Raw genomic sequence first — 12,175 nt, forward strand, 5'->3', positions numbered from 1 at the left:
GGATTCAAGCTATCGACGACGAAGACGCGAAGCTAGTCAAATAGCACAACTCCAGCCAGGACTATTCTGATGACAATGTCAATAAAATTATTCCGGACAGCAGTGCGCGTTCGCGGGGATGACGGAGCCGCCGTGGCGGCTGGCCACGTCATATCACTTAACTGAACGGCATTACGGCCTGCCGCGCTTTTTGTTTTCTAATCTACTGTGCTTTGCGGTGCACTTCGCGGAGCGCTTTACGGTGCTTTATATCTACCGCCGCTGACGCGTTCGATAGCCGCAATATCCGTCCAGCTTTGCACCGCATCGAACTGCTGCGCCTGCAACAACGTGCGTACTGCCGAGGCCTGGTCGTAGCCGTGCTCCATCAACAACCAGCCGCCATCTTTCAGGTGACGGCCGGCGCCGTCGATAATGCTGCGCAGCGCGCTCAAGCCATCCGCGTGGTCGGTCAGCGCATCTTGCGGTTCGAAGCGCAAGTCACCTAGGGCGAGATGGCTATCGCCGGCAACGATATACGGTGGGTTGGCAACGATCACATCGAAACCTTGGTCCGCTAACGCGCTATACCAGCTGCTTTGCAATAGCTGTAGTCGGGAGTGGCCTGGCGTCAGGTGGCGTGCCGCGTTTCGGCTGGCTACGGCTAACGCAGCCGCGCTGACATCCAGTGCCGTTACCTTCAGGTCAGGACGGCTATGAGCAATGGCAATCGCGATGGCGCCCGAACCGGTGCCCAGATCAAGCACGCTCGGCGTGTTCCGGGTATCGGCAGCGGGCAGATGCTGTAACGCCAGATCGACCAGCAATTCAGTCTCCGGGCGCGGGATCAAGACGTCCGGCGTGACTTCGAGCTGCAAGCCGTAAAATTCGCGTTGGCCGACGATATAGGCAATCGGCTCACCCATCAGGCGTCGTTGAAACAAGGCTGAAAGTTGTTGTGCTTGCTGGGCATCGATAACCCGCTCGTCCTGGGTAATCAGCTGTATCCGTGTCAACCCCAGCGCATGCATCAGCAGAATGCGGTTCTCCAGCGGATCCAGCGGCGCCTGCTTCAATACCGCGGCAATGCTGCTGCCGGCTGGTATCGCAAAAGTGTCGGAAATCCCAGGCATTAAATTAACCGCGACCGGAGTTGGCTGGTGTTAATAGCGGCCATTGCCGCTACCGTTGCCCTTGAACAGCGTGGCAACCAGGATCACGACCAGCACCACAGACCACACTAGTGACCATTGCGGTATCGACAGGCCGAGGATCGGGTCGTAAGGAGTCGAGCAGAGTGCATAAGCGTCAACCTTGAACACGGATGGCAGCAAGGTGGCCGGTGGCAGTGCGTTCATTGGCGCTTCCAGTGCATCTCTGCCGCATGAAGTCGATGGGTGAGCGATGATCCACAAATGCCAGATGGCAGTGCCGGCGCCGCCCAGTCCCGCCAGAATACCCAGTCCGGCGCCGGCTTTTTGAGCACCGCTTGGCAGGCTGGCGCAGATCAGGCAAACCAGCGCGATCGCCGCGAATGCATAGCGCTGGATCACGCACAGTGGACACGGCTGCATATCCTGGAAGTGCTGCAGATACAGTGCGGCAGCCAAGATGGCCAGGGCGATGAAAGCGACTGCAAGCAAAACGGATTTGGATGTTTTCATTTTTAGTCGATGATGGTGGGTCGGAAAAAACAACTATGTCGTGCATCAGATGACGGCTGCGGCGCTTGGTTCCTCACCTGATCCCAGCCTAGGCGATTATAGATTGCCTGGGGAATGTTGACACTGCGGCTTACACCGCGTCGCCCAGTGCCGCCAGCAAGTCGGCCTGATGCTCTGCAGCCAGCGCATTGGTCAGCTCTTCCAGATCGCCATCCATGATGAAGTCGAGCTTGTACAAGGTCAGGTTGATGCGATGATCGGTCATCCGGCCCTGCGGGAAATTGTAGGTGCGAATCCGTTCACTGCGGTCGCCGGAGCCGATCAGCGATTTGCGGGTGGCGGCTTCTTTCGATTGCTGTGCGCGTAGCTGGCCGTCCTTGATGCGGGCCGCCAGCACTTTCAGGGCGGATGCCTTGTTCTTGTGCTGGCTGCGGTCGTCCTGGCATTCAACCACGATGCCGGTCGGCATGTGGGTGATGCGTACGGCCGAATCGGTCTTGTTGATGTGCTGGCCGCCGGCGCCCGAGGCGCGGTAGGTATCGATACGGATATCGGCAGGGTTGATGTCGACATCGCCGACTTCATCCGCCTCCGGCATGATGGCCACGGTGCACGCGGAAGTATGGATACGGCCCTGGGTTTCCGTGGCGGGCACCCGTTGCACGCGATGGCCGCCGGATTCGAACTTGAGCTTGGAGTACGCGCCAAAACCGATGACGCGCACGATCACTTCTTTGTAGCCGCCGATTTCCGATGCCGATTCCGATACCATTTCCACTTGCCAGCGATTGCGTTCGGCGAAGCGCGTGTACATCCGCAGCAGGTCGCCGGCGAACAGCGCCGATTCGTCGCCACCGGTGCCGGCGCGGATTTCCAGGAAAATATTGCGCTCGTCGTTAGGATCTTTGGGCAGCAGCATTTTTTGCAGGTCGCCCTGAAGTTGTTCCATGCGCGCCTTCGCCGCCAGGATCTCATCCTGGGCGAATTCCTTCATGTCGGGATCGGATTGCATTTCCTGCGCCGCTTCGATGTCGGCGGCGGCTTGCAGATAGGACTGGTATAGCGCTACCAATGGCCCCAGTTCTGCATGCTCGCGCGTCAGCTTGCGATAGCTGTCCATGCTGGCGGTGGCGTCCTCCTGCATCAGCAAGTCGTTGACTTCGACCAGGCGATTGGCAAGTTGATCGAGCTTGGCGAGCATTGATGGTTTCATGGCGGGTTTCAGTGAAGATAAGGCAAATAAGGGGTGAGTCAAAGGAGAAAACAACAAAAACGTCACGCGCAGGGCATGCGACTGGCGCGGCCGTGCGGCTATAGCGCAGGCGCGCTAACGTTTAGTGCGGAACAGTTGCGGCAGGAGTGCAGCCAGGCGCGCACGTTCGTCGCCCTGGGCATTGTGCAAAGCCTGTTGCGGGCCGTGCATGAACTTGGCGGTCAAGCCTTTGGAGAGAGCTTCCAGGACGACTTCGATATCTTCGCCCTTGGCCAGCATCTTGCGCGCCCGTTCCAGCTCCAGCCGGCGCATGGCTTCGCTCGATTCCTGCAGGTCCTGGATCACCGGCACCACCGCCCGGTTATCGACCCAGTGCATGAATGATTGCACGCGGGTCTCGATGATGGCTTCCGCCTGCGCCACCGCGGCCTGGCGGTTTTCCATGCCGGTTTGCACGATCGAACCGAGATCGTCGACGGTGTACAGGAAAATGTCGTCGAGACGGCCGATTTCCGTCTCTATATCGCGTGGCACCGCCAGATCCAGCATGAACATCGGTTTGTGGCGCCGTGCCTTGACGGCGCGCTCGACCATGCCGAGGCCGATAATCGGCAAGCTCGACGCGGTGCATGAAACGATGATGTCGAAATTACCCAGTTGCGTCGGCAGATCAGCCAGCCGTATCGCTTTGCCGTCGAAACGGTGTGCCAGCAATTCGGCGCGTTCCAGGGTGCGGTTGGCTACCGTCAGGGATTTCGGATTTTGCGCAGCAAAGTGGGTGGCGCATAACTCGATCATTTCGCCGGCGCCGATAAACAAGACATGCTGCCCGGCGATAGTATCGAAAATGCGTTCCGACATACGCACAGCGGCGGCGGCCATGGAGACGCTATGGGCGCCGATTTCAGTGGTGCTGCGCACTTCCTTGGCGACCGCAAAGGTGCGTTGGAACAATTGGTGCAAATAAGTGCCGAGTCCGCCGGCCGCTTCCGCATGGCGCACCGCATCCTTCATCTGGCCAAGGATTTGCGCTTCCCCCAGCACCATCGAATCGAGTCCCGAAGCCACCCGGAATGCGTGGCGTACAGCATTGTCTTGCGGCAATGTGTACAAATGCGGCCGCAAGTCGGCGTAGGGCAGCTGATGGTAATGCGCGAGGAAATGTGCGGTGGAGTCAATCGAAGTGTCGATAGCATCGGCGCCGCCGTGCTGAAAATTGCCGGCCGCATACAGTTCGGTGCGGTTGCAGGTTGACAGAATCGCAGCTTCATCCGACATGCTGGGGCCGTTGCCGCCGCCAAACCAGGCGCGCGCCGCCATCACCGCCTGACCGATCTGGTCAGCCGGGAAAGCCACCTTTTCGCGCAAGGAAACAGGCGCGGTGGTGTGGTTGAGTCCGACGGTTAGCAGGTGCATAGGTGCAATTGGCAGCAGGGAATAGCAAAATCGTAATATTGTTAACCCAAGATTATACTCTTAGTAGCCAAGGAAGAAGTTCCAGTCTGGCTATGGCCGATTGCTGCTTAATGGTGACTTAGCCGTGGCTAAGTCGTGGCTCAGTCGTGGTTTCGCAGCAACTTAGCTGGTGAGAGCTGGCAATGTCACAATGAAAGTGCTGCCTTCGCCCAAAGTGCTTTCCAGCGCGATTTCACCGAAATGGCGCTCTACCACGGTTTTTACGAATACCAGGCCGAGGCCGGTGCCATCTGTATGGGGCTGACCGGGGGCGCTGACACGTTGGTAACGCTGAAATAACCTGGCTTGGTCGTGTGGCGCAATGCCAAACCCCCGGTCGCTGATTCGGCAGACTATCTGTGGCAGCAATTTGACGTATTTCAGGCGCAGGGTGCAGGTAACCCTGGTATCCGGCAGGCTATAGCTGATGGCGTTGGAAATCAGGTTGCACAGCGTCCGCGCCATCAGCGACCGATCGATATTGGTCAGGAATTCCTGGCCTTCGATATCGGTGATCAGCTCGATTTTCTTATTATTGGAAAGACTCCACATTTCATCGACGGCGTCGTACAGCACATCCTGGAAATCCACTACTTCGAGCCGGTACTCGGACGATTCGGCGCGCGCCAGCTGGACAAAATTATCAGCTAGTCCCAAGGTCTTGCGCGCAGCTTGCTCGAGCCGGGCGAAGAATTCCTTTTGCGGCAATGCCGAGGAAGGATTTCCCTGTAATTCGAGCAACGCCAGGATCGAGGCTTGCGGCGCGCGCATGTCATGCGACAGAAAGCGCAGGGTCTCATCCCGGCTGCGTTCTGCGGCACGGATAACGGTGATGTCGACAATACTGACGATCCAGCCGGTCAGAACCTGGTGGGCAGAATGGCAGGGGCCGCTTTTGATCAGCAGGTCGCGTCCTTGCTGGTCCTGTACCGTGGTGCCGTTGGCCAGGGTCGATACGTGTTCGAGATCGATCAGGTCCCACCAGCTGAAGGTATGGCCGGCCGAGGAATTGCTTGCCTGGGGCGTACTCATGTTGGAAAACAGATAGGGCAATAGCGCACCGTCGATATTCCGTATGCCGGCTGCGGCGAAGTAGTCCCGGGCAAATTGATTGGACACCAGCACATGGCCATCGATGGTGGTGATCAAGGTGGCGTCAGGCAGGCTATTCACGCTATCGGAAATAAACTGGCGCAAATCGCGCACCCGGCGCGCGGCAACGCGCATGGCATTGATGCGTTGCTCAAGCAAGTCTTCCACCTGTTGCGGCCCCGGTTCGGAATTCACTTCGGGCAGCAGATGCGGTTCCTGGTCCAGCAACATGAATTCCTGCCCAAGATAGGAAATCGCCGATTCGAGGCGGATCCAGTTCCATATGGGATGGGCGATGGCCAGCGCGATCAAAGCGGCGGTCGGGGCGATCCAGAACCCCAGCGTCAACAGGAAATAGCTGACTGCCATCGTCAGCAGCATCAGGGCTACCGTGATCAGCAAGGAAATGCGCGGCGTCCACAGCAAGTAACTCGATAGCGCGATCAGGACCGGAACGATGCTGAACAACGCCGTCTGCAAAGGCCGCGCGATACTGATCGTTTTGTGATCGAGCAGGCCCGCCAGGATGTTGGCATTGATCTCGATGCCCGACATGACGCCGGAGGTGCCCGATACCGGGGTCGGGAAAGTATCCGCCATGCCGAGCGCCGTGGCGCCGATCAGCACGTATTTGCCGGTAAAAAACTGATCGGGAACATCGCCGCGCAATACCGAGGCATAAGGCACCGAGCGGAAATGGCCGCTGCTGCCGGCGAACGGAATCTGGATTTGATAATCGCGTTGCCAGCTGTCTGCCTTGTGCTGGTCGGGGTCAACTGGCGTGCTGCCTACCCGTGCACCTGGCAGGCCGCCGTCTGCCTGGGTAATTTTTTGTCCGGCGACACCGGCCAGCGCTACCGAAAAATGCGGCCACCATTTGCCGTCCTGGCCTTCTTGCAGAAAGACACTGCGCACGACGCCGTCCGGATCGAGTTCCAGATGGATATGGCCGACACTGCGGGTGGCAGCGAGAAAATCCGATGTCGGCAACAAAGCCTTGAGGCCGGGACCGGCACTGGCGACGACAATCGGCAACACCGTCAGCTTGCTGGCCGCAAGCGCCTTGGCCAGTGCGCGGTCATCTCCTCGTTGGCCGGGAGATTGCCCTTGCTCGGCTTCCGGCATGATGACATCGAGCCCGATCGCCAGCGGGTTGGCGTGCATGATCCGGTTCAGCAGTTTGGCGTGCAGACTGCGGTCCCATGGCCAGCGGCCCAGTTTGCTGATGCTGTAATCGTCGATGGCGACGATGATGATGTCGTCCCGCGCCGGCCGCGAATCGGCTCGCATGAACTGGTCATACAAGGTTCTGTCGAGACGGCCGAGGCCGTTCACATAACCCATGCTGCCGGCCACGATCAACATCAGGATGGTAATCGCCATCCATTGGCGAAACGCCACCCGTTTGATGAGCGGTATAACCTGCTTGATCATGACCGGTTGGCGAGGATTTGCATGGTTGCGGCTGGCTTAGGTTGATTTAGGCTGATTTAATATCCAGCCTGGGTATTGCCGCCGGCATTGAGCAAAGGCGAGCCGTCGCCGGCGACCCAGCGGCTGCCGATATAGACTTTTTGCGAGGGCGAAAACGGCCCCGCGTAACCGTCCGAATCAGTGGCTTTGATACGAATGAAATAGATGCCGCTGGCTGGGCGCGGCACGTTGATTTCCGGTGTCGTCGTGGTTTGCGTCAACAGCAGTGCCGAGAAGCCGGCGTCGCGGCCGATCTCGACCAGGAATGTTTGCCCCGGCTCTGCACTCCAGCGGAATGACAGGTCGCCGTCAATCGCATCGGCAATCTTGGGCACTTGCAGCGCCGGCAGCAAGTCAAAGCTGTGCGGGTCGCAGTAAGGCCCTTGATCGCGGCCGTTAGTTTGCTCGACGATGGTCGCTACGCGCCAGTAGTAGGTCCCCAACGGCAGTTTGCCGGCGTTGAATTGCGGCGCAGCGAGGGCGGCCTGGTCAACCACCAGCTGTTTGAATTCAGCGTCGCTGGCGACTTGCAAATGATAGGCTTGCGCGTTGCCGACTTCGGCCCAGCTAAACATCACATCTTCGCTGCGCGATTTATTTTTTGGTTCGATCGAAATAGGCGGCTCTGGCCGCGCTTTCAGTTTAAACGCAGTTATCTGCGGGATGCCTTGCAAGCCAGTTTGGTCGAGCGCGGTGATGCGGACGAAATATGCACCGTCCTCAAGTCCGTTGATCTTGATGTCAGGATTGTCCGACCCGGTCTCGCTAACGATATTGCGCGCATCGGCGTCGGTGGCGATTTGCGCGCGATAGCCATGTGCGCCAGCTATCGGAGCGACGGTAAAGCGCACAGTTGGCCGTTCTTGCAATTGTGGCTGTCCCTTGAGTTGCGGCGCCTGCAACAGCGCGACAGCCTTGCCCACTCCTTTGGCATTGGTCACGTTACCTTGGCCCGGGTGCAAGGTCAGTGCTGGCGGCTGGCTTTTCTGTGCCACCGCAACGCCACCGCTCAACACTTCGGTCGTGACGCTGTCGCCGACCAGGCCGACCCGGAAATCGGTGCCGCGCACACCTGCAACCGCCAACGGCGAACGGACTTCGAAACGGCCCTTGTTTTTGTCCAGCGGCGAGACTTTGGATTCGACCCGGCCTTTCAGCAGCGTGATTTCAGTGCGCGGGCTGCGGGTGTAACGTGCAGTACGCAGCTTGCTTAGTTTTACCTGGCTGTTGGAGGGCAGTGCGATATGCGATTGATCGGGCAGGCTGAGCGACAGGAAGCTGTTGCTGCCGGTATTGATGATGGTGCCTTCGCTCAGTATGGCGCCGATGCTGATGTCGATCGGGCGGCCATCGGCGGCGACAGCGCCGATATTGCCGGACATGGCGGCTACCTGGGCCGTGCTCGGATCGTCCTGCAGCAGCGCTACCGGGATGATGATGGCGGTGCCGACCGGAATCGTGCGGTCGTTCCCGATGCGGTTGAGTTTTGCCAATTGCACCCAGTTGTTCTTGTTGGCAGTCAGTTGCTCTGCAATGACGCTCAAGGTATCGCCGGGCTGGGCGCGGTAAGTAACGGTTGCCGCACCCACTTGCAGCGAGGATGGATTCGGCGCCGGTGAAGCTGCGGGTGGAACCGAAGGTGGCGCTGCAAGCGAGAGCGTGGACGCAGCAAAGGAAAGTGCCAGGAAAGCTGTTTTTTTTAGTGTGCTGCGCATATCCACATTTCTGTCTGAATCAGCGCAACCGAAAGGCGCCTTATCCTGTTAGTTGTTCCAGTCGATACCCGTAGCTATAAACCGGTGCGAGTCGATAGCCGTTTTCTGGTCGTAATTGTAACTTACTCCGTACCCGCGAGACGTGCGTATCCATGGTCCGGGAGGGAATGTCGACATCGCGCGACCAGACTGCCTCGAGAATATAAGCGCGTGAAAGAGGGCGTCCAAGGTTGCGAAAAAACAACAAAGCCAGGTCGAATTCCTTTTGGGTAATCTCAATCGGCTTGCCGGCCAGGGTCAGGCGGCCAGAACGCGTTTCAAACAAATAGTCGTTAAATACGATTTGTTCGCTCGAGTTCTGGATCGGGTAGGCGCGTCGCAACAGAGCCTGCACGCGCGCTACCAGCTCGCTGCGCCGGATCGGCTTGATCATGTAGTCGTCAGCACCGGCCGCCAGGCCTTCGACGATGTCGTCTTCACCGGAGCGGCTGGTGATGAACAGGACCGGGATAGTCTTGGGCAGCTTCTCTCTTACCCAGCGCAACACCTCTGGGCCACTGAGATCCGGGACCTGCCAATCCAGAACCAGCATGTCGTAGCTTTCCCTACGCAGCTGATTCAATATTTCTTTCCCGCTCTGGAATGGATGGCAGACATGCCCACTGGATGTGAGCACCTGGCAAACTAGATCGGTTTGACTGGGGTCGTCATCAAGGACAGCAATTCTCATATATTAACTATGTTAGATGATGTCAGCGCTGGTGGCCGGCATCGGTGTTGTGGCGAATACAAGGAGTATATTAATCTTATCGCTACATTGCTGTAGATAAATGTTCTATATTTTTTCCCAATGTATTGCAATTGCCACAAAAAATAAAAGTTCAGTGGTGTCAGATGCGTTTGACCAGTTCATTGCCAAACTTTAGCCGCTATAGCGTCTGTTTTGGCGCTATGGCGACGATCGAGGTTGTCATGTACGAGGTTGTCATACAGAGGTTGCATACAGTTTATGACGGGATTAGTAAAATTCCACCAGCGGCACGCAATAATGCGCTGCCGCTCGCGTCAGGAATCCGGGCCAAGTCGTTGTGCGACATTTACCGGCGCGGGGTTGCGCCGAGTTCAGCCTGTGATATCGTCAGATGCGAACTAACTTACGTGAGCGATTATTACGTGAGCGATTACGCGTCCGGCAGCACCACGTTGACGTCCAATACCTCAAGATTTCCCTGGCGATCGAGGGAAATCTTGATGTCGTCGGCGTTTACCTTGGTGTATTTCGAAATGACTTCAATCAGCTCTTTATGCAAGGCAGGCAGGAAATCGTGCCCGTTGCGGCCATTGCGCTCGCGGGCAATGATGATTTGCAGACGTTCCTTGGCGGCCGATGCCGTTTTGGGCTTGCTGTTAAACAAGAACGAGAGCAATGCCATGTTATTTCCCTCCAAAAATGCGGTGCAAGAAACCCGGCTTTTCATAGGAGGTAAAGCGCAGGGGGAGTTCTTCGCCGAGGAAGCGCGACACTACGTCTTCGTAGGCCAGGGCGACATCGCTACCTTTGATGTGAATCGCCGGGTTGCCCTGGTTGGAAGCGTGCAATACCGATTCCGACTCAGGAATGATGCCAACCAGAGGGATGCGCAGAATGTCTTGAACGTCGGTGTACGACAGCATTTCGCCGGCGTCGACGCGTTTCGCCGAATAACGGGTGATCAGCAAATGTTCCTTGACCGGTTCGCCGCCGTTTTGCGCGCGCCGCGATTTTGCCTGGATGATGCCAAGGATGCGATCCGAGTCGCGCACTGACGACACTTCAGGGTTGGTCACGACAATCGCTTCGTCGGCGAATGTCAGCGCCATCACGGCACCGCGTTCAATGCCGGCCGGCGAATCGCAAATGATGTATTCGAAATCCATTTTAACCAGATCGTTGAGAACATTCTCAACACCTTCTTCGGTCAAGGCATCCTTGTCGCGGGTTTGCGAAGCCGGCAAAATGAACAGGTTTTCGCAATGCTTGTCCTTGATCAGGGCCTGGGTCAGCGTTGCTTCCTTGTTGACCACATTGATCAGATCGTACACCACACGCCGTTCACAGCCCATGATCAAATCCAGATTGCGCAGGCCGACGTCAAAGTCGAGCACAGCCGTTTTATGACCGCGCATGGCCAGACCCGATGCAAAACTGGCGCTGGAGGTGGTCTTGCCAACTCCGCCTTTGCCGGACGTAACAACGATGATTTTTGCCACGAAGAGCTCCTTTGTTATGCATTGCCGGACAGAGTCTGATAGTCAACGAAGCGCGGCGAATTCCACTTTCCGTGCGACTCTGTCCCCAACTGATTAGATAAAACGGTTAATGTATAAAGACCAGTATAAAGAGCAGATTTCCTTAATTACGTGACGCGGAATTGAGCGATAGTACGTCAATCCGGTCGCCACTCAGGCGAATTTGTGCCGGCTGGCCCTTTTGCTCCGGCGGCAGGCCGTTTTCAAAAGTGCGATACACGCCGGCGATGGAAACCAGTTCGGCCTCCATGCTCGCCGCAAAAATACGTGCCGAGGTATCGCCGCTGGCGCCGGCCAGCGCCCGCCCGCGCAATGGCGCGTAGACGTGGATGCTGCCGTCGGCAATGATTTCGGCGCCGTTGTTGACCGTGGCGGTAATGACCAGGTCGGCGTCGCGCGCATAAATCCGTTGTCCGGCCCGGATCGGCGTATCGATAATCATGGTGCTGGCGGCGGGGCGGGGAGGGATTGCGACGGCGGCAGGTGGCGGCGGGGGCGGGGCCGCAGGTTCCTGGCGCGCGGCCACGACGTGATCGATGCTCAGTCCGCTGGCGATGATGCCGTCTTCCATTTCTGCAGGGGCATTACGCACCGCAACTGCATTCAAGCGATATTTCTTCAGAAGGGCAATCAATTGCGGCCAATCTATTGGCGGCCGGTCCGATCCCAGCGCTGCCACATCAATGACCGCAAACTCATTGTCAAAGAAGTCGGCGGTGCCGCCGGTCATCTCCTGCAGAGCAGCTTCTAATGCCATCGGATCGGAATCATGCAGGATGGCGGATACGGCGACCACAGTTGCAATTTTTATTTCAATCGGCTTGCGGGATTTGTTTTTGAGCATAAAGCAGTGAGGTGTATGGGTAAACCAAGGCGGAAAGTGCTGGCGAATTGGTTTATAGAACGTTTAGACGGCAATTGGTTCGCTTTAACGGTATATAAAATATTGTCGTAATTCGTGATCTTACCAAATCTCCGGGCGATCACGAAAAAAGCATTGCCGTTATCTGTTGTTACCTGCCTTTACTTGTCACTACTTGCCAACACTTGCCCACCACATTGGTCTCATCTGCAACTTTACCTGAGCCAGGCGGCGCTAACGGCGGATTTCCGCGTTTTGCGTTTCTTTGAGTTTCTCTGAGTTTCTCCATATCGCGCCACAAATGCAAAAAGGGCTTAGCCGAAGCTAAGCCCTTTTCCGATTTTGGTGGCCCGGGGCGGAATCGAACCACCGACACAAGGATTTTCAATCCTCTGCTCTACCGACTGAGCTACCAGGCCAAGGGACAGGAGTA

The 12,175-nt window shown here is 57.3% G+C and carries 10 protein-coding genes and 1 tRNA gene; all 11 read right to left on the reverse strand.

The window, feature by feature from the left end:
- Window positions 1-236 precede the first annotated feature (236 nt).
- Entirely contained in the window at window positions 237-1,112 is an 876-nt protein-coding gene (gene prmC, locus KHU29_RS13610) for a peptide chain release factor N(5)-glutamine methyltransferase (RefSeq protein ID WP_211453336.1), read from the reverse strand.
- A gap of 30 nt (window positions 1,113-1,142) precedes the next feature.
- Window positions 1,143-1,643: a disulfide bond formation protein B gene (locus KHU29_RS13615; RefSeq protein WP_211453337.1), complete on the reverse strand. Its 501-nt coding sequence runs from the start codon at window positions 1,641-1,643 to the stop codon at window positions 1,143-1,145.
- Window positions 1,644-1,773: 130 nt separating this feature from the next.
- Window positions 1,774-2,856, reverse strand: a complete 1,083-nt coding sequence (gene prfA / locus KHU29_RS13620) for a peptide chain release factor 1 (RefSeq protein WP_092355473.1) — start codon at window positions 2,854-2,856, stop codon at window positions 1,774-1,776.
- Window positions 2,857-2,970: 114 nt separating this feature from the next.
- On the reverse strand, window positions 2,971-4,272 hold the full coding sequence (gene hemA / locus KHU29_RS13625; protein ID WP_211453338.1) for a glutamyl-tRNA reductase: 1,302 nt from the start codon (window positions 4,270-4,272) through the stop codon (window positions 2,971-2,973).
- Between the two features lie 162 nt (window positions 4,273-4,434).
- Window positions 4,435-6,837: a CHASE2 domain-containing protein gene (locus KHU29_RS13630; protein WP_211453339.1), complete on the reverse strand. Its 2,403-nt coding sequence runs from the start codon at window positions 6,835-6,837 to the stop codon at window positions 4,435-4,437.
- Between the two features lie 56 nt (window positions 6,838-6,893).
- Window positions 6,894-8,591 carry a FecR domain-containing protein gene (locus KHU29_RS13635; RefSeq protein WP_211453340.1) on the reverse strand — a complete coding sequence of 566 codons (1,698 nt, stop codon included), beginning with the start codon at window positions 8,589-8,591 and terminating at the stop codon, window positions 6,894-6,896.
- Between the two features lie 40 nt (window positions 8,592-8,631).
- Window positions 8,632-9,321, reverse strand: a complete 690-nt coding sequence (locus KHU29_RS13640) for a response regulator transcription factor (RefSeq protein ID WP_211453341.1) — start codon at window positions 9,319-9,321, stop codon at window positions 8,632-8,634.
- A 451-nt stretch (window positions 9,322-9,772) separates the two neighbouring features.
- Window positions 9,773-10,024: a cell division topological specificity factor MinE gene (gene minE, locus KHU29_RS13645; RefSeq protein WP_092415214.1), complete on the reverse strand. Its 252-nt coding sequence runs from the start codon at window positions 10,022-10,024 to the stop codon at window positions 9,773-9,775.
- A gap of 1 nt (window position 10,025) precedes the next feature.
- A complete protein-coding gene (minD, locus tag KHU29_RS13650; RefSeq protein WP_092415216.1) occupies window positions 10,026-10,841 on the reverse strand; it encodes a septum site-determining protein MinD in 816 nt (271 codons plus the stop codon).
- A gap of 142 nt (window positions 10,842-10,983) precedes the next feature.
- A complete protein-coding gene (gene minC / locus KHU29_RS13655; RefSeq protein ID WP_211453342.1) occupies window positions 10,984-11,724 on the reverse strand; it encodes a septum site-determining protein MinC in 741 nt (246 codons plus the stop codon).
- 361 nt (window positions 11,725-12,085) lie between these two features.
- Window positions 12,086-12,161, reverse strand: a tRNA-Phe gene (locus KHU29_RS13660).
- Between the last annotated feature and the right edge of the window lie 14 nt (window positions 12,162-12,175).

The sequence above is a fragment of the Collimonas antrihumi genome, assembly GCF_018304965.1.
Lineage (GTDB): Bacteria > Pseudomonadota > Gammaproteobacteria > Burkholderiales > Burkholderiaceae_D > Collimonas > Collimonas antrihumi.

Excerpts from the sequence above, each read along its gene's own strand:
- prmC (WP_211453336.1), bottom strand. The coding sequence starts at position 1,112 with ATGCCTGGGATTTCCGACACTTTTGCGATACCAGCCGGCAGCAGCATT.
- minC (WP_211453342.1), bottom strand. The coding sequence starts at position 11,724 with ATGCTCAAAAACAAATCCCGCAAGCCGATTGAAATAAAAATTGCAACT.
- KHU29_RS13635 (WP_211453340.1), bottom strand. The coding sequence starts at position 8,591 with ATGCGCAGCACACTAAAAAAAACAGCTTTCCTGGCACTTTCCTTTGCT.
- minE (WP_092415214.1), bottom strand. The coding sequence starts at position 10,024 with ATGGCATTGCTCTCGTTCTTGTTTAACAGCAAGCCCAAAACGGCATCG.
- KHU29_RS13615 (WP_211453337.1), bottom strand. The coding sequence starts at position 1,643 with ATGAAAACATCCAAATCCGTTTTGCTTGCAGTCGCTTTCATCGCCCTG.
- hemA (WP_211453338.1), bottom strand. The coding sequence starts at position 4,272 with ATGCACCTGCTAACCGTCGGACTCAACCACACCACCGCGCCTGTTTCC.
- prfA (WP_092355473.1), bottom strand. The coding sequence starts at position 2,856 with ATGAAACCATCAATGCTCGCCAAGCTCGATCAACTTGCCAATCGCCTG.
- KHU29_RS13640 (WP_211453341.1), bottom strand. The coding sequence starts at position 9,321 with ATGAGAATTGCTGTCCTTGATGACGACCCCAGTCAAACCGATCTAGTT.
- KHU29_RS13630 (WP_211453339.1), bottom strand. The coding sequence starts at position 6,837 with ATGATCAAGCAGGTTATACCGCTCATCAAACGGGTGGCGTTTCGCCAA.